This is a genomic window from Nitrospirillum goiasense, assembly GCF_034427435.1.
GTDB lineage: Bacteria > Pseudomonadota > Alphaproteobacteria > Azospirillales > Azospirillaceae > Nitrospirillum.
In genome coordinates this window covers 512,888-529,479 of sequence record NZ_JAXQNP010000004.1, presented here as the reverse complement: position 1 = coordinate 529,479, position 16,592 = coordinate 512,888, and the positions used below count along the sequence as shown (strand labels likewise).

At 67.2% G+C, this 16,592-nt stretch carries 17 protein-coding genes; 9 read left to right on the top strand and 8 right to left on the bottom strand.

Annotation, left to right across the window (positions count from 1 at the left end; all coding sequences use genetic code 11):
- Positions 1–314 precede the first annotated feature (314 nt).
- Both ULB03_RS24160 and ULB03_RS24155 read left to right on the top strand, forming a co-directional pair.
- Positions 315–734: a hypothetical protein gene (locus ULB03_RS24160; protein ID WP_322485634.1), complete on the top strand. Its 420-nt coding sequence runs from the start codon at positions 315–317 to the stop codon at positions 732–734.
- A 234-nt stretch (positions 735–968) separates the two neighbouring features.
- Complete coding sequence (locus tag ULB03_RS24155; protein WP_416211185.1) at positions 969–1,991, top strand: threonine aldolase family protein; 1,023 nt, start codon at positions 969–971, stop codon at positions 1,989–1,991.
- Between the two features lie 83 nt (positions 1,992–2,074).
- Here ULB03_RS24155 and ULB03_RS24150 read toward each other — a convergent pair whose 3' ends face one another.
- From ULB03_RS24150 to ULB03_RS24140, 3 genes are all read right to left on the bottom strand, one after another.
- Positions 2,075–2,386: a cupin domain-containing protein gene (locus ULB03_RS24150; protein WP_416211184.1), complete on the bottom strand. Its 312-nt coding sequence runs from the start codon at positions 2,384–2,386 to the stop codon at positions 2,075–2,077.
- A gap of 143 nt (positions 2,387–2,529) precedes the next feature.
- A complete protein-coding gene (locus ULB03_RS24145; RefSeq protein WP_322485632.1) occupies positions 2,530–2,775 on the bottom strand; it encodes a DUF982 domain-containing protein in 246 nt (81 codons plus the stop codon).
- Positions 2,776–2,861: 86 nt separating this feature from the next.
- A complete protein-coding gene (locus ULB03_RS24140) occupies positions 2,862–3,473 on the bottom strand; it encodes a LysE/ArgO family amino acid transporter (RefSeq protein WP_322485631.1) in 612 nt (203 codons plus the stop codon).
- 96 nt (positions 3,474–3,569) lie between these two features.
- Between ULB03_RS24140 and ULB03_RS24135 the strand changes: the two genes are divergently transcribed.
- The 4 genes from ULB03_RS24135 (at position 3,570) to ULB03_RS24120 (ending at position 8,754) form a co-directional block, all read left to right on the top strand.
- Positions 3,570–4,484: a LysR family transcriptional regulator ArgP gene (locus ULB03_RS24135; protein ID WP_322485630.1), complete on the top strand. Its 915-nt coding sequence runs from the start codon at positions 3,570–3,572 to the stop codon at positions 4,482–4,484.
- Positions 4,485–4,564: 80 nt separating this feature from the next.
- Positions 4,565–5,050 carry a (2Fe-2S)-binding protein gene (locus tag ULB03_RS24130; RefSeq protein WP_322485629.1) on the top strand — a complete coding sequence of 162 codons (486 nt, stop codon included), beginning with the start codon at positions 4,565–4,567 and terminating at the stop codon, positions 5,048–5,050.
- On the top strand, positions 5,050–7,335 hold the full coding sequence (locus ULB03_RS24125) for a xanthine dehydrogenase family protein molybdopterin-binding subunit (RefSeq protein ID WP_322485628.1): 2,286 nt from the start codon (positions 5,050–5,052) through the stop codon (positions 7,333–7,335). The genes ULB03_RS24130 and ULB03_RS24125 overlap by 1 nt, the downstream gene beginning before the upstream one ends.
- 171 nt (positions 7,336–7,506) lie before the next feature.
- Positions 7,507–8,754, top strand: coding sequence for an SGNH/GDSL hydrolase family protein (locus ULB03_RS24120; RefSeq protein WP_322485627.1), 1,248 nt, complete (start codon positions 7,507–7,509; stop codon positions 8,752–8,754).
- Between the two features lie 11 nt (positions 8,755–8,765).
- Here the strand turns inward: ULB03_RS24120 and ULB03_RS24115 are convergent, their stop codons facing one another.
- Positions 8,766–10,691, bottom strand: a complete 1,926-nt coding sequence (locus ULB03_RS24115) for a sigma-54-dependent Fis family transcriptional regulator (RefSeq protein ID WP_322485626.1) — start codon at positions 10,689–10,691, stop codon at positions 8,766–8,768.
- Positions 10,692–10,967: 276 nt separating this feature from the next.
- On the opposite strand from ULB03_RS24115, the gene adh reads away from it, so the two are divergent.
- From adh to ULB03_RS24100, 3 genes are all read left to right on the top strand, one after another.
- Positions 10,968–12,488, top strand: coding sequence for an aldehyde dehydrogenase (gene adh, locus ULB03_RS24110; RefSeq protein ID WP_145734048.1), 1,521 nt, complete (start codon positions 10,968–10,970; stop codon positions 12,486–12,488).
- A 20-nt stretch (positions 12,489–12,508) separates the two neighbouring features.
- Positions 12,509–12,922 carry a DUF779 domain-containing protein gene (locus tag ULB03_RS24105; protein ID WP_322486234.1) on the top strand — a complete coding sequence of 138 codons (414 nt, stop codon included), beginning with the start codon at positions 12,509–12,511 and terminating at the stop codon, positions 12,920–12,922.
- A 169-nt stretch (positions 12,923–13,091) separates the two neighbouring features.
- Positions 13,092–14,045 carry a helix-turn-helix domain-containing protein gene (locus tag ULB03_RS24100; protein WP_322485625.1) on the top strand — a complete coding sequence of 318 codons (954 nt, stop codon included), beginning with the start codon at positions 13,092–13,094 and terminating at the stop codon, positions 14,043–14,045.
- Position 14,046: 1 nt separating this feature from the next.
- Here ULB03_RS24100 and ULB03_RS24095 read toward each other — a convergent pair whose 3' ends face one another.
- The 4 genes from ULB03_RS24095 to ULB03_RS24080 all read right to left on the bottom strand — a co-directional run bounded on the left by ULB03_RS24095 (position 14,047) and on the right by ULB03_RS24080 (position 16,470).
- Positions 14,047–14,421: a response regulator gene (locus ULB03_RS24095; RefSeq protein WP_322485624.1), complete on the bottom strand. Its 375-nt coding sequence runs from the start codon at positions 14,419–14,421 to the stop codon at positions 14,047–14,049.
- A 271-nt stretch (positions 14,422–14,692) separates the two neighbouring features.
- The gene (locus ULB03_RS24090) at positions 14,693–14,923 is read right to left on the bottom strand and encodes a transposase (RefSeq protein ID WP_416211183.1); all 231 of its coding nucleotides are present in this window, start codon (positions 14,921–14,923) and stop codon (positions 14,693–14,695) included.
- Positions 14,895–15,020: a hypothetical protein gene (locus tag ULB03_RS24085; protein WP_322485623.1), complete on the bottom strand. Its 126-nt coding sequence runs from the start codon at positions 15,018–15,020 to the stop codon at positions 14,895–14,897. Before ULB03_RS24085 ends, ULB03_RS24090 begins: the two co-directional genes overlap by 29 nt.
- A gap of 127 nt (positions 15,021–15,147) precedes the next feature.
- Positions 15,148–16,470: an APC family permease gene (locus ULB03_RS24080; RefSeq protein WP_322485622.1), complete on the bottom strand. Its 1,323-nt coding sequence runs from the start codon at positions 16,468–16,470 to the stop codon at positions 15,148–15,150.
- Positions 16,471–16,592: the final 122 nt, after the last annotated feature.

Here is a 16,592-nt window from a genome sequence, read left to right as displayed (position 1 = left end):
GCCGCCCGGCTGACCCACGGTCACGCGGCCTTCGCCGATCAATGCCTGCAGGCGTGAGCGGGTGAGGCCGGCGGCCTCCGGCGTCAGTTGGGCCAGGGCCTTGTCCAGCCGATCGCGGGCCGCGGTGTCGGGAATGGTGACAGCGAGAAGGGTGGAACCCGCCTCATCGCCCTCCAGCTCCTCATCCTCCGCCCCGTCGACCACCGGCGCGCCAAGGTCCAGGCGGTCAGCCCCGCCCTCACCCGCCGCGGCGCCAGGGCGCGCAAAGGGGGTGTCGGCAGGCTGGCCCGGGGCGGCACAGATGGTTGAAGCAAGTGCGGACAATAAAGACCTTCCTCGTCATCATGGGCGTACTGATCGTCGCCGGTTTCGCCTTCATCGGGGTGGAGATCTGGCGGCGTGCCACCGACCCCAACCACCCCCGCGCCTTTGGCCGCCATGACGCGGCGCCAGGCACGACCACTCTTTCGGCCGCGCCGCCCGAGGCCCTGGCCCCCTTGCTAAAGCTACCCGAAGGCAGCCGCATCGAAGCCATGACCAGCGTGGGCAGCCGCCTGGCCGTCCAGGTCGGACTTCCCAATGGGACCCAGCGTATCGTGCTGCTGGAGCCCAGCACCGGGAAGGTCCAGATCGCGGTCGTTACTGGAACCACTTCATCGGACACCCCATCTTCTTCAAATGGGGCGTCTGAACCCAACCAGACGATGCGCCCGCAGGTTCCCCGGACGCCGTGATTACGGTCACACCGATGGCCGGCCCACCAGCGTAATCGGTCTACATGACAGAGATTTAATGGCCTTTGTCAGGAAGCCGGCGGTGCAATCCCCGCCGCCGGTGCTTGTCCAATATTTCAGCGAAGCGCGACAGCACTGCGGTTTTCCGCGCTTTTTCGCTTCCATCCCGTGGCCATACGGCCCGATCCTCCTCCATATCACGCAACAAGGCTTAGACGGTCCTCGATGAACTTCATGAGCGACAACGTGGTGGGTGCGGCACCGGAGATCCTCGCGGCCCTGACCGCCGCCAATGACGGGGCCCAGCCCTCCTACGGCGCCGATCCCGTGACCGAGCGGGTGAGCCGGGATCTGGCCGAGTTGTTCGAGTGTGACGTCACCGTGTTTCCGGTCGCCACCGGCACCGCCGCCAACGCGCTGGCGCTGTCGGTGCTGACCCCGCCATACGGCGCGGTCTATTGCCATGACGAGGCGCATGTCCAGGTGGACGAGTGCGGCGCGCCGGAACTGATGTCCGGCGGCGCCAAGCTGGTGCCCCTGCCCGGCCCCCATGGCAAGCTGGACGCGCTTACCCTGGCCGCCACCCTGGACAAGGCCGGCGCCGGCTTCGTCCACCATGTGCAACCGGCGGCCCTGACCCTGACCCAGGCGACCGAGGCCGGCACGGTCTACACCCCGGACGAGGTCGCCGCCCTGGCGGAGGTGGCGCGGGCCCACAAGCTGCGCATCCACATGGATGGCGCCCGCTTCGCCAATGCCGTCGCCAGCCTGGCCTGCGCGCCTGCCGACATCACCTGGCGCGCCGGTGTGGACGTCCTGTCCTTCGGCGCCACCAAGAACGGTGCCCTGGCGGCGGAAGCGGTGATCTTCTTCGACAAGGACCTGGCGGAGAGCTTCGCCTATCGCCGCAAGCGCGCCGGCCACCTCTTCTCCAAGATGCGCTTCCTATCGGCGCAGCTGGACGCCTATCTGACCGATGGCCTGTGGCTGCGCCTGGCTACCCACGCCAACGCCATGGCCACCCGCCTGGCGACCGGGCTGGACGCCCTGCCCGGCGTTGGCCTGCGCAGCCCGGTGCAGGCCAACGAGGTCTTCGCCATACTGCCGGAGCCGATGATCGCCGGCCTGGAGGCCGCGGGCTTCCGCTTCTACCGCTGGGACGGCGCCTGCGTCCGCCTGGTCACCGCCTGGAACACGGACCCGGCGCATGTGGATGCCTTCGTGGCCACGGCCCGGGGGCTGGCCGGGATCGTGTGATCAACGCCGATAGTCGGCTTCGGAAACTTGCTCCAGCCAGTCAACCACCTTCCCGTCCAGCGCCTCTTGCAGGGCGATGTGGGTCATGGCTGTCGTTGCCGTGGCGCCGTGCCAATGACGTTCCCCGGGGCGAACCATATGACGTCACCGGGGCGGATCTCCTCCACCGGGCCGCCGTCGCGCTGTGCCCAGCCCAGGCCGGAGGTCACGATCAGGGTCTGCCCCAGCGGGTGGGTATGCCACGCTGTCCGGGCGCCGGGTTCGAAGGTGACGGTGGCGCCGCGCAAGGTTGCCGGCGCCCCAGCCTGGAACGGCTGGTCCAGGCGCACCGTGCCCGTGAAATAATCCGATGATCCCCGGGTGGACGGCGTCGCGCCGTTGCGAATGATCTCCATCGTCGCATGCTCCTGTTGCCCCATCCGCCGACCGGGTGGGCTTGGGAGCAATCTGGGGTGGGCATGGTCCGGCGACTATGCCCAAAAGTCCGCATGGCCTCATGAACGGGACTCATGAATGGGCCAGGACGCCGCCTGATGTTTTATGGCGCGTCCGCGAGGATGCGCGCCGCCTGCGCCGCGGAGATGAAGGCCGCGCGGGCCGCCTCCACCTCCCCCGAACCGTCCAGGGCGGCCAGGCAAGCGGCGGTGGCCGCCTGACGGGCGGGATCGTTCAGGTGCTCTTCCGGCCAGCGGTAGATCAACCAGTTCGACGCCTCGTCCACCGTGGCGATGGCACGGCGGACCGAGGGGGCTTCCCAGACGGCGATGGGGGTGAAGGGGCGCATGGGCGGTATCCTGCTGGGGGAGCAACTGCAAGCACCGCACAACGGTCCACCACGGCGATGGTTCCCCTTTCGCTGCGACCTTCGGCCTATCGCCCGGCGACCAGGGTGACGGCGATGGACCACATGATCAGTGCGATGGCGCCCTCCAGCACGCGCCATGCGGCGGGGCGGGCGAAGACGGGGCGCAAGCGGGTGGCGCCATAGCCGAGGGAGAAGAAGAACAGGAAGGAACCGGTGATGGCGCCGGCCGCGAAGGACGCCTGGAAACCGTCGAATTGGGTGGAAACCGCACCCAGCAAGACCACGGTGTCGAGATAGACATGCGGGTTCAGCCAGGTGATGGCCAGGCAGGCCAGCAGGGTCTTCGCCAGCCCCTCCTCCTCCGCCCGCCCGGCCGCCGTCAGCGCCCCGGTGGCGTGCCACGCGGACCATAGGCTTTTGACGCCGTACCAGGCCAGGAAGGCGGCGCCGGCATACCGCATCGCCGTGTCCAGCCAGGGAATCCAGGCGATCATGGTGCCGAAGCCGGCCACCCCCGCCCCGATCAGCACGGCGTCCGACAGGGCGCACGCCAGGCACACGGCGAAGACATGCCGGTTGCGCAGGCCCTGGCGCAGCAGGAAGGCGTTCTGCGCCCCGATGGCGACGATGAGGCTGAGCCCCATGCTGAGGCCCGCGATGAAGACGGAGAAATTCATGACCAGGATGCCCCGATGTTGCCCGCCCTTGTGATAGTCGGGGACGCTGGATTAGGCTAATTAATCAAACTAAGTCAGATTTAGAGAAACTTATCCATGATCGACTATCCGGCGGCGCGGGCCGTGGCGCTGGTGGCGCGGACCGGCAGCTTTGAAAAGGCCGCCGCCGCGCTGAATGTCACCCCCTCCGCCATCTCCCAGCGCGTCAAGGCGTTGGAGGAACGGCTGGGCGTCGTCCTGATCGAGCGGGGTACGCCCTGCACCGCCACGGACAAGGGCGAATGGCTCTGCCGGCATATGGACCATGTCGGCCTGCTGGAGCGGGAGTTGACGGCCCACCTGCCGGGCTTGGCCGATGCGGCGGCGGCCGGGGCGCGGGTGACGCTGGCCATCGCCACCAACGCGGACAGCCTGGGCACTTGGTTCCTGGCGGCGGCGGCGGCCTTCACGCACGCCAGTGATCATTTGCTGAACATCGTCATCGATGATCAGGACCACACGGCGGACTGGCTGCGGCGCGGCCGGGTGTTGGCGGCCGTGACCTCGCTGGATAAGCCCGTGCAGGGCTGCCGCGTCACGGCCCTCGGCGCCTTGCGCTACCACGCCACGGCCAGCCCGGCCTTCGTGGCCCGGTATTTTCCCGATGGCGTGACGATGGAGGCCCTGGCCCGCGCCCCAGCACTGACCTTCAACCACAAGGACCGGCTGCAGCATGACTGGGTTCGCCGGGAACTGGGCCGCGACATCGTGTCCCCCACCCATTGGCTGCCGTCGACCCAGGCCTTTGTCGACGGCGCTTTGGCCGGCATGGGCTGGGGCATGAATCCAGCGCCGCTGGTAGGTGAGCATCTTGAGGCGGGCCGGCTGGTGGAACTGATCCCTGGCGCCGTGCTGGACGTACCCCTGTTCTGGCAGGTAAGCCGGCTGGCCGCCGAGCAGCTATCCGCGTTGACGCGCAGCGTCGTGGCTATCGCCCGGCGTGAGCTGGTGCCTGGTGTGCCGCGGGCGTAAGCAGGCCCCAGGCCAAGAACGGTTTCCCTCTCGCGGCACTGGTGGCACCATGCGCGGCATGACAATGGATGGCGGTTGACATGATCACGTTCACGTTGAACGGGCAGGAACAGCGTTTCGAGGGCGACCCCGAGATGCCCCTGCTGTGGTACCTGCGCGATGTCCAGGGCCTGACGGGCACCAAGTACGGCTGTGGCGAGGCGCTGTGCGGTGCCTGCACCGTGCATGCCGACGGCGCCCCCATCCGCAGTTGCCAGACCACGCTGGGCGATCTGGCCGGCAGGACCGTCACCACCATCGAGGGCTTGTCGCCGGACGGCATGCACCCCGTTCAGGTGGCGTGGCGCGAACTGAACGTGGCGCAGTGCGGCTATTGCCAGGCCGGGCAGATCATGTCGGCGGCGGCGCTGCTGAAGGACACGCCCCATCCCAGCGACGAAGCCATCGACGACGCCATGAGCGGCAACATCTGCCGCTGCGCCACCTATCCCCGCATCCGCGCCGCCATCAAGAAGGCGGCCGGCCAGGTCCATCGCAAGACGGCCAGCACCGGGGGAGCCAAGTGATGGGCGCCACGATCACCAATCTCAGCCGCCGCGCCGTCCTGATGGGGCTCGGTGCCGGCACCTTTGTTCTGGCCGGCGGGCTGGGTCCCGGCGCGCGGGCGGAGGACAGCCCCAAGAAGTATGGCGGCGACGCCATGCCCGGCGGGGTCAAGGATGATCCGCGTCTGTTCGTGGCCGTGGCCGCCGACGGCACCGTCACCATCCTCTGCCACCGGGCGGAGATGGGCCAGGGTGTGCGTACCAGTTGGGCCATGGTCATCGCCGACGAGATGGACGCCGATTGGTCCAAGGTCAGGGTGGATCAGGCGCTGGGCGACGAGGCGCGCTACGGCAACCAGAACACCGACGGCTCGCGCAGCATGCGCCACCACTTCCAGGCCCTGCGCCGCATCGGCGCCGCCGCGCGCCAGATGCTGGCCCAGGCCGCCGCCACCCAATGGGGCGTGCCGGTGGCGGAGGTGACGGCGGACCACCACAGCTTGGTGCATGCCGCCAGCGGCCGGCGCCTGGGCTATGGCGAGGTGGCCGCCGCCGCTGCCGCCCTGCCGGTGCCGGCGCGCGAGACGCTGGTGTTCAAGGATCCGGCCAAATTCCGCTATATCGGCCGGGCCGACATCGGCCTGGTCGACGGCTTCGACATCACCACCGGCCGCGCCACCTATGGCATCGATGTGCGGCGGGAGAATATGCTGTACGCCGTGGTGGCCCGCCCGCCGGTCCATGGCGGCAAGCTGGTGCACTATGAGGTGGATGAGGCGCTGAAGGTGCCCGGCGTGGTCAAGGTGGTGGTGCTGAACACGGCCCCCCTGCCCTCCGGCTTCCTGCCCAAGGGCGGCCTGGCCGTGGTGGCGGAGAACACCTGGGCCGCCCTCAAGGGGCGGGAGAAGCTGAAGCTCACCTGGGAGAACGGGCCCAACGCCGGTTACGACAGCGTCGCCTACCGGGCGGAGTTGGAGGCGGCGGCCCGCGCCCCCGGCCAGGTGGCGCGCAACCAGGGCGACGTGGACACCGCCCTGAAGTCGGCAGCCAAGCGCATCACCGCCGAATACTACATTCCCCACCTGGCCCAGGCGCCGATGGAGCCGCCGGCGGCGGTGGCCCAGGTGACGGGCGACAAATGCGAGATTTGGGGCAGCACCCAGGCGCCACAAACCACGCGGGAGACGGTGGCCAAGGTGCTCAGCATTCCGGCTGAGAACGTGACCGTGCACCAAACCCTGGTGGGCGGCGGCTTCGGCCGCAAGTCCAAGCCCGACTACATCGCCGAGGCGGCCCTGCTGTCCCGCGCCATGGACGGCCGGCCGGTGAAACTGACCTTCACCCGCACCGATGACCTGCACCACGGCTTCCTGCACACCGTGTCGGTGGAGCGGCTGGAGGGCGGGCTGGACGCCAAGGGCAAGCCTGTCGCCTGGCTGCACCGCACCGTGGCCCCCGCCATCAATGCCACCTTCGCGCCCGGGGTGAAGCATGAGGGCGCCTCGGAACTGGGCATGGGGGCCGTCAACACCCCCTGGATCGTGCCCAACCTGCGGGTGGAAAACCCGGAGGCGGAGAGCCACACCCGCATCGGCTGGTTCCGCAGCGTTTCCAACATCCCGCACGCCTTCGCGGTGCAGAGCTTCGTGGCCGAGCTGGCCGCCGCCGCCGGGCGCGACCCCAAGGATTTCCTGCTGGACCTGATCGGCCCGGCCCGCCAGATCAACCCGGCCGACATGGCCGATGGCTGGAACTATAACGAGGACCCGGTGGTCTACGCCTATGACACCGGCCGCCTGCGCGGCGTGGTGGAGCGGGCGGCCAAGGAATCCGGCTGGGGCAAGCCCTTGCCCAAGGGCCAGGGCCGGGGCATCGCCGCCCACCGCAGCTTCGCCAGCTATGCCGCCGCCGTCGTCCATGTCGCGGTGGACGCCCAGGGCAAGCTGACCATCCCGCGCGTCGACATCGCCTTCGATTGCGGCCCCGTCATCAACCCGGACCGGGTGCGGGCGCAGTTGGAAGGGGCGGTGATCCAGGGCGTCAGCCTGGCGACGCTGGGCGAGATCAGCTTCAAGGCCGGCCAGGTGCAGCAGGACAACTTCGACAGCTACCCGGTCACCCGCATCGAGGCCGCCCCCAAGGACATCCGCGTCCACCTGATGCCGGCGGCGCAGTACGACGCGCCCCTGGGTGGCGTGGGCGAGCCCGGCGTGCCCCCCATCGCCCCCGCCCTGCTGAACGCCATCCACGCCGCCACCGGCAAGCGCATCCGCAGCCTTCCCATCCGGGATCAGTTGCAGGCGTGAGTCAAAGCGGGGGGACATCGGCAGGTTGTTGAGGAGGTGGCTGCAACCGATTGTAATAAGGGCTTGCCGCGTCCCGTGCGCCGTTATAAAAGTTATTAAATATAATTGTTGTGCGGCTGTCTGGACTGACTGCAACGGTCGCAAACACAAACAACCGGGAGGGACTAATCCATGCGGCGATCCCTATTGCTGACCATGCTGGCCGCGGCCGGCGTCATCGCGGGGCTGTGCCCGGGGGCCTGGGCCAAAGGCGAGACCGCCGGCTGGATAACCACCTGGGCGTCCAGCCCCTCCCTGCCCATTGAAAAGCTGCCCCTACCCTTCTGGAAGCCGGCGCCGGAGGTGCAAGGCACGGTGCGCTACACCCTGCGCATCAGCGCCGGCGGCGACCAGTTGCGTGTCCGGCTGTCGGCCGAGACCCTGCCGCAGGATCTGCTGGTTGACCATGCCACGGTCGCGGTGGCCGACGCCCAGGGGCGTGTGGCGCCCGGCGCCTTCCGTACCCTGACCTTTGGTGGCGCCCGCGCCGTCCGCGTGCCGGCGGGCGCGCCGCTGGTCAGCGATCCGCTGGACCTGCCGCTTGATGCCGGGGCCGTGCTGGTGGTGAGCCTGCACCTGCCCCAGACGGTGACGGTGCCGCAGGCGGACAACAACCATCACACCGACACCCTGCCCGGCGATGACCGGACCGAGGCCGTCGCCCTGGACGGCGCGCGGGGCGAGGACGCGCGGGAAATCGTGTCCGCCCTGCTGGTCCATTCGGGCGCAAAGGCCCGCACTATCGTCGCGTTCGGCGATTCCATCACCGACGGCTTCGGCGCCAAGGACAGGCTGATGCGCGGCTGGCCGGACCAGTTGGCCGCCTTGCTGCGCGCCAAGGGACTGCGGGACATCGGCATCGCCAACGCCGGAATCGGCGGCAACCGGATCTTGCGCGGTGAGGTCGGGCCGTCGGCCCTGGCGCGGTTCGACCGCGACGTGCTGGCGGTTCCCGGCGTCACCGATGTCATCCTGCTGGAGGGCATCAACGATCTGGGCCTCAGCGGCCTGCCAACCCTGCGGACCAGCGCCACCCACCCCGTGGTGACGGCGGAGGACATCATCGCCGGCTACCGCCAACTCATCGACCGGGCGCGGGCGCGGCACCTGCGGGTGCATGGCGCCACCCTGACACCGGCCATCGGCTCCACCTTCCCCGGCTATGCCACGCCGGAAAAGGACGCGGTGCGGCAGAAGATCAACGTCTGGATCCGCACCAGCGGCGCCTTCGACGACGTGATCGATTTCGATGCCGCGGTCCGCGACCCGGCCCATCCCGAGCGTATCCGCGCCGACTATGACTGCGGCGACCACCTGCATCCCTCCGACGCCGGCTATCGCGCCATGGCGGAGGCGGCGCTGGCGGTCATCGCCCCCTGACAGATCCAGGGTCAGTCCGGCCGCATGCGCCGGTGCAGGGTGCTGCGGTGCACGCCCAGTTCCCGGGCGGCGGCGCTGACGTTGCCCCGGTGGCGGGCCAGGGCCTGACGAATGGCGTCGTCCTCCCGCGCCTTCAGGCTGGGCGTGGGGTGACGGGCCGCATCCAAATCCTGGGGAGCCCGGCCGGTCAAATCCGCCGGCAGGTCGGCCGGACCGATGAGGGCGCCAGGCGGGGATAGCGCCACCAGGGTGCGCAGCAGGTTGGCCAGCTCGCGCAGGTTGCCGGGCCAGTCGTGGCGGCGCAGCAGGGTGCGGGTGGCCGGGGCCAGGCGGATGCCCCGGTCGTTGGCGCCAAAGCTGGCCAGCAGGGCGTCGATGATGACGTCCAGCGGGCGGTCGCGCAGGGGCGGCAAGGTCACCACCAGGTGTTTCAGCCGGTAATAGAGGTCGGCGCGGAAGGTGCCCTGGGTCACGCAGGCCGCCAGGTCGCGGTGGGTCGCGGTGACCAGCAGGAAATCCACCTTCACCGGCCGGCCGCCCACGGGCGTCACCTCGCCATCCTGCAGCACGCGCAGCAGGCGGGCCTGAAGCGCCGGCGGCATGTCACCGATCTCATCCAGGAACAGGATGCCGCCATCGGCCTGGCGGATCTGGCCCCGGTGCCCGCCCCGCCGGGCGCCGGTGAAGGCGCCGTCCTCATAGCCGAACAATTCCGATTCCAGCAGCCCCTCGGGGATGGCGGCGCAATTGACGGCCACCAGGGGGGCCTGGGCGCGGCCGCAGGCGGCGTGCGCCGCGCGCACGAACACCTCCTTGCCCGTCCCCGTCTCCCCCTGCAGCAGGACGGGGATGCCGGCGTCCAGCGCCAGGATGGCGCGGTCCAGCAGGGGGCGGGTGCTCGCGTCCCACAGGATGCCATCCCTGCCCGCCGCCATCCCCTGGTCCTGCCGCGTGGAACGGCGGGCGGACGGCCGAGAGGTGGAAGGGCGGCGCTTGCCCGGCGTCGTCATGCGGGCATGCAGGGGACGATCCTCCGCCACCGTTCGCATCAAGCGGTCGCCCCGCTCCAGCCCGCCGCTCAGCACGCTGTCCAGGTGGACCCGGCCCAGAACCTCGGTCCCGAGGCCCAACAGGGCAAGCGCCGCCGGGTTGGCCGCCTGGATGATGCCGTCGTCCACCGCCAGCACCCCCTCCTGCGGGGTGCCCAGCCAGCCGGGGTGGGCATGCAGGCGGATCAGCGTCTCATGCCCCTCGGCGGCCCGCACGGCCCAGCGGTGTTCCAGGTGGGCCACCGCCAGGCGGGCCAGGGCCTGGGCATCAGGGCCGTGGGCATCCGCCCGGGGATGGCGGGTGTCGCCGGACAGGTCGATCACCCCGGCCACGGCGCCATAGGGATCGGTCACCGGCATGGCGGTGCAGATAAGGAAGGCGTTGTCGGTCAGGTAATGCTCCGGCCCGCGCACCTGCACCAGGGCGCGTTCGGCCAGCGCGGTGCCCACGGCGTTGGTGCCCTCGTCATCCTCCCCCCACCCCGCGCCGGGCTGGAGCGAGACGCGGCGGGCGCGGCGAACGAAGCCGGCGTCCCCCCGCGCATCCAGGATCAGGCCCCGGTCGTTGGTCAGCAGCACCATGCCGCCCAGATCGCGCATCGCCTGGTGCAGGGTGTCCAACTCGGGTGTCGCAAGATGCATCAGCGTATGGTGACGGTCGCGCAAGGCCGCCAGGTCCGTGCGCGACAAAGGATCCTGGTGGGCGGGCCTGTCCGCGCGCAGGCCCCGGTCGGCGCAACGCCGCCAGGATCGGGCGATGACCAGCGGGACAGGCGCGCCCTCCAGGCCGCCCGCCTCGCCCAATCGTTCACGCGCCACGGCCAGGGTCATCGTCGGGCCGCTTGGGGCCGGGCCATGTGGGGCCGCGCCGTGCGGGGCGTTCGCCATGCCTATCCTCCCGATCGCCGCGACGGGTGTCGCAAGCCTTTTCGTTGCGACAGGTGTCGCACGGGTGTCGCGGTCCGCGACAGTTCCGGCGCCTGTCTTTGACCGGCAGCATGAGGCAGATCGGCGCCCCCCGCAACCCGACCTAAGTGGCATGGATTAAGGCCTTGATCCGGCGGGATTCCGGAAAAGCCTGATGAGGTTGGCACGCCCCTTGCCTTTAAGAGGTCAGCGCAAACCGCCCGCCTGAGGCGCAAAACAAGCTGGAGGACACGTTACATGGCCAAGATCGCCCCCGGACAGTATGGCAGCCCGGTCTCGTTCAAGAGCCGCTATGGCAATTTCATTGGCGGCGAGTGGGTGCCGCCCGCGTCCGGCGAGTATTTCCAGAACACCACCCCCATCACCGGCCAAGTCATTTGCGAGGTGCCGCGGTCGAACGCGGAGGATATCGAGCGCGCGCTGGACGCCGCGCACGCCGCCAAGCGCGACTGGGGCCGCACCTCCGCCGCCGACCGGGCCCGGGTGTTGGAGCGCATCGCCCAGCGCATCGACGACAACCTGGAAACCCTGGCCACGGTGGAAACCTGGGACAACGGCAAGCCCATCCGTGAGACACGCGCCGCCGACATCCCCCTGGCCGCCGATCATTTTCGCTATTTCGCCGCCGCCATCCGCGCGCAAGAAGGCGGCATTTCGGAGATCGACCACAACACCATCGCCTACCACTACCACGAGCCGCTGGGCGTGGTGGGCCAGATCATCCCCTGGAACTTCCCCTTGCTGATGGCGACGTGGAAGCTGGCGCCCGCCCTGGCGGCCGGCAACTGCGTGGTGCTGAAGCCGGCGGAGCAGACCCCGGTCAGCATCCTGGTGCTGATGGAACTGATCCAGGACCTGCTGCCCAAAGGCGTGATCAACGTGGTCAACGGCTTTGGTGTCGAGGCGGGCAAGCCCCTGGCCTCCAGCTCCCGCATCGCCAAGATCGCCTTCACCGGTGAGACGACGACCGGCCGCCTGATCATGCAGTACGCCTCGCAGAACCTGATCCCGGTGACTTTGGAACTGGGCGGCAAGTCGCCCAACATCTTCTTCGACGACGTGGCGGCGCAGGATGACGCCTTCCTGGACAAGGCGGTCGAGGGCTTCGTCATGTTCGCCCTTAACCAGGGGGAGGTCTGCACCTGCCCCTCGCGCGCCCTGATCCAGGAAAGCCTGTATGGCCGCTTCATGGACAAGGCGCTGGCCCGCGTGCGGGCGATCAAACAAGGCAACCCGCTGGACGGGGACACCATGATCGGCGCCCAGGCCTCCTCCGAGCAGTTGGAGAAGATCCTCTCCTACCTCGACATCGGCAAGCAGGAGGGGGCGAAGGTCCTGGCCGGCGGTGCGCGGGCGGAACTGTCGGGCGACTTGGCCGGCGGTTTCTACGTCCAGCCCACCGTGTTCCAGGGCCACAACCGCATGCGCATCTTCCAGGAGGAGATTTTCGGCCCGGTCGTGGCCGTCACCACCTTCAAGGATGAGGAAGAGGCGCTGCACGTCGCCAACGACACGCTGTATGGCCTGGGGGCCGGCGTGTGGACCCGCGACATCAACCGCGCCTACCGCTTCGGCCGGGAAATCCAGGCGGGCCGCGTGTGGACCAACTGCTATCACCTGTACCCGGCGCATGCGGCCTTCGGCGGCTATAAGCAGTCCGGCATCGGGCGCGAGAACCACGCCATGATGCTGGACCATTACCAGCAGACCAAGAACCAGTTGGTCAGCTACAGCCCCAACGCCCTGGGCTTCTTCTGATGACGGGTCCGGCGGATCTGATGTCAGAAAGCCGGGCCGACGTGACCCCCGGATCACCTGCCAAGGTGGTCCGGGTGGACGTCACCCCGAACGCCCTGGCGCTGATCAAAAGGCTGGAGGCGCGTCATGGCCCCCTGCTGTTCCACCAGTCCGGCGGCTGCTGCGACGGTAGTGCCCCCATGTGCTACCCGCGTGGGGAGTTCCTGGTGGGCGACGGCGATGTCCTGCTGGGTGAGATCGGCGGCCAGCCCTTCTACATGGGCAAGGCCCAGTTCGAATACTGGAAGCACACCCGCCTGACCATAGACGTGGTTCCCGGTCGGGGCGGCATGTTCTCCCTGGAGGGGCCGGAAGGCCTGCGCTTCCTCACCCGGTCGCGGCTTTTCACGGATGAGGAGAACAGGGCGCTGGAAGCGACGCCCCTCGGTGTCTGACAGGCGCTCTGCCCCAAGCTACCCAAATTAGGAATAATTAACCATAAAACCTATCCTTTCAGGCCGGGCGTTAACCATACATCCCTCCTCCGGCCTGAATTTATTCAATATATAATATACTTCTTATGCACACTGCGCACGCACCCTTCATCGGTGCGACGGGGGGAGTTTGTCGAGTGACGTTATCCGGTTCAGCACCGAGGGAATGGGGCAGCGGGAGGCAAAAGAATACTGGGCCGATCACGTCGGCGATGCCTGCCATGGCGTCCAGTGTGACTTTCGGGATGTCGATCATTTCAGCGCCAGCACCGAATATGTGGACTTCGGCTTTGGGAAGGTGACCCAATTTTGGCTGAGCGACATCCAGGCGCAGCGCTTGCCCTTTCACATATCCAGGGATGGGCTTGAGATATTGTGCCTTTCCTTGATCAGAAAAGGAAATGGCAAGATATATTCAAATTCAGATGAGTTATATTGGCGTCCTGGTGATGTGTATTGCAATCCCATATCAAACCCGTTTCAAGCTGAAATGAAGGGGCCGGTGGAGTTTGTAACTTTATATTTTGAAAAGTCGTGGATTCGTTCAATCGGTTCGGTTCCGACGGGATTGTTCTTCAATGAAATATCGACCATATCCGGGTGGGGAAAAGCCATCGCGGAGATGATGTTGGAGATCTCCCCCAAGACAATGGGGGGCTTGGCGCTTCCCGCCGCCGACATCGCGGAAAATATCGCCGGCTTATTGGCGTTATGTGCCGGCCCAGATGCGGCGCCACTCCGCGCCAGCGGTCGCTCTCTTCTCGACCGACTGCGCTCGGATATGCGCGACCGCCTATCCAGCCCCGCCCTTAGCCCTACCGGCTTCGCGGCGGAGCATGGAATTTCCGTACGGACCCTCCATTTGCTGTTCTGCGCCACGGGAACAAGTTTCATGGCGGAGTTGTGGACCATGCGGCTTGAGCGGTCTCGTGCCCTGCTGGCCAATCGTCGCCTGGATAGCAAGAGCATTTCTGAGATCGCCGCGCTGGCAGGCTTTTCAAATGCCGACCACTTCACAGCCCGCTTTCGCAAAGCCTATGGGATGTCTCCCACAAAATATCGACAGGGCATCGCTGGAAAATAGACTATTGGACAAGAAAGCCCATATTTTGGATTCGCTTCAAAAGTAAATCGATGTTTGTTGGTTTCATTATATAATCATCGGCGCCGGCGTCAAAAGCCTGATTGATCCTATTCATGTTACATTCAGATGAGAACATCACTATTTTGGGCAAATTGCCTTTAGGAAGCGCTCTTATCTTCTTTATGAGATCCGGACCGCTCATTCCCGGCATCACCCAGTCCACAAAAATCATGTCGGGTGAATTTTTGCCAAGCAGAGCCAACGCCCCCTGCCCGCCGGCAACATCCCACACCCGGCTGCATCCAAGATGTAAAAGCATCGCTTTCATAACGCGGCGAATGATTTCGTCGTCATCGATAATCAGGCAAGTAGGCATATTCAATTCCCTGTAGTAGGCATTCCAAATTACGAGTATTTCTCGTATTGCCGCGTGAGGCATTTTCAGAAAATTTAATCAGAATTCTGTGGCAGGCAGAACGAATTTCCAGTGTCCTGCGCTCCGGGAATGGACATGCTGCGCTGGGAATAATACAAGAAGCACGAGATAGAGACTCGTGCCTCCGTAGCCCCGCGGCTTCGGGCGCCGCAGCGAGCGCCGCCCAGTTCATGTAAAGGGGGGGCGCAGCGAGGAAGCCAAGCAACTGTCTTTATAGAGCGGGGTCATATTCCCGCTGGTCGCGGATAAGTGCGTTGGCAAGGACAATGATTTTGCGCATGAGGGCCACGAGGGCGGCCATGTAGAGGGCGGCTCGGACATCTGGTCTTCCGCCGTAGATGGAGCGAGGCCCGTCGCGTTTGCCGCTTTGATTATCCATGGGCGCGACGCCGGCCAAGGTGACCTTCCCCCGATTAAGTGGACGCCGCGCTGTCGGCGCCATCCGCCCCGTGCGCCGCCCTGCCCGGCACCAGGGCCAGCAGCGCCAAGGTGCCCATGAGACAGCCCGCATGCAAGCGCGCCGCTTTCCTGGACTTCATCACTTGAGTTCTTCCCCAAGGCTCCCGTGGGCGGGTGATTCCTTATTTGTCAGGCGGCGCATCGCCCTGGAAACAGGATCAGCGGACGTGGAATTGAACCGCCAAGCAGCCGGATCGTCCCAAGTGGTTAGATAGCCGCCATCCGCCGCCGCCACGTCTGGAAATAATACGCCAGGCCCAGCGCCAGCCAGACGGCCAGCAGGGCGTAGGGCCGCCAGTCGGTGCCGAAGCCCAGGGCCGCGATGACCAGGGCGGCCAGCATGCCCAGGGCCGACAGCGCCTTCACCAGCCCCGGGCTGAAGCGCAGCCGGGCCTGGGCCCGCACCTCCGGGTGCCTGTCCGCCACGTTGTAGGCGGCCAGGCAGGAGCCGAAGTACTTCATCATGGTCGGCACGTTGATGGACAGCAGCAGGAACAGCAGGCTGTCGGGCAGGACCAGGCCGGTGCACGACGCCAGGAAGGCCACCACCGTCGCCAAATGCGGCGTGCCGAAGCGCGGGTGGATGCGGCCCAGCGGAGCCGGCAGCACGCCGGTGGCACCCATGGCGTAAAGGAAGCGGGCGTAGACCAGGAAGATGGCGTTCATCGACTTGATGAGGGCGGCCACCGCGGCCGTGACGATCAGGGGCGTGGCCCAGCGGCCCAGCGTGGCCTGCGCCACCATCAGCAGCGGCGCCTTGGCCGAGCCCAGCGCCTCCGGTCCCACGACGCTGAGGGCGGTGAAGGAGACGGCGACGTAGACCACCACGGTCAGCAGCAGGCCCAGGGCGATGCCCCAGGGCACCACCACCTTGGCGTTCCTGACCTCCTCCCCCACCTCGGTGGCGGTCTCGATACCCAGGAACAGTTGGATCATCAGCGGCAGGGCCGCCAGGATGGGATGCCACCCTCCGGTCACCGCCTCCACGAACAGATGGGGCCTCATCGCCGGGGCGCCGCTGACCACCAGCACGGCGAACAGACTCAACAGCATGATCATCAGCACCGTCTGCGCCCGCGCGGCCACGGCCACGCCCAGGTAGTTGAGGGCGAAGATCAGGGTGAACAAGCCCAGGATGACCGGCACGGCCGGCAGGGGCAGCACCATGCCCAGGTAGTTCATCAGCACCCGGCCCAGCACGATCATGACCACGGCGTTGCTGAGCACCCGCAGCCAGACGATGGAAAAGGCGATGAGCGGGTGGCTGAACTGCCGCTGCCATTCATACGAGGCGGCGGTGCGGGGCACGGCCGAGGCCATGTAGGCGTAGACCAGGGCGAACAGCACCATGGGTAAGGCGGCCAGGCCGGCCGCCACCAGGATGCCGGCACCCCCCACCTGCGCGGCGGGTCCCAGCACAGAGAAGATGGCGGCGCCGATGGCGGTGCCGGCCCCCAGCATCACCAGGTCGATCAGGGTGACGCCCTGTTTCAGGCCACCGGGCTCAAGGCCGGCCTTGCTGTCGCTCATGGGGAAGGAACCAATCCTGATTGTGCTCGGTCAACGGCATCACCATGCCGTTGTAGGACGCGACAGCGTCCGCCGGAACGAGTACCGAAGGGCGCAGTGAGGAAGCCAAGCCCGCGGATGCG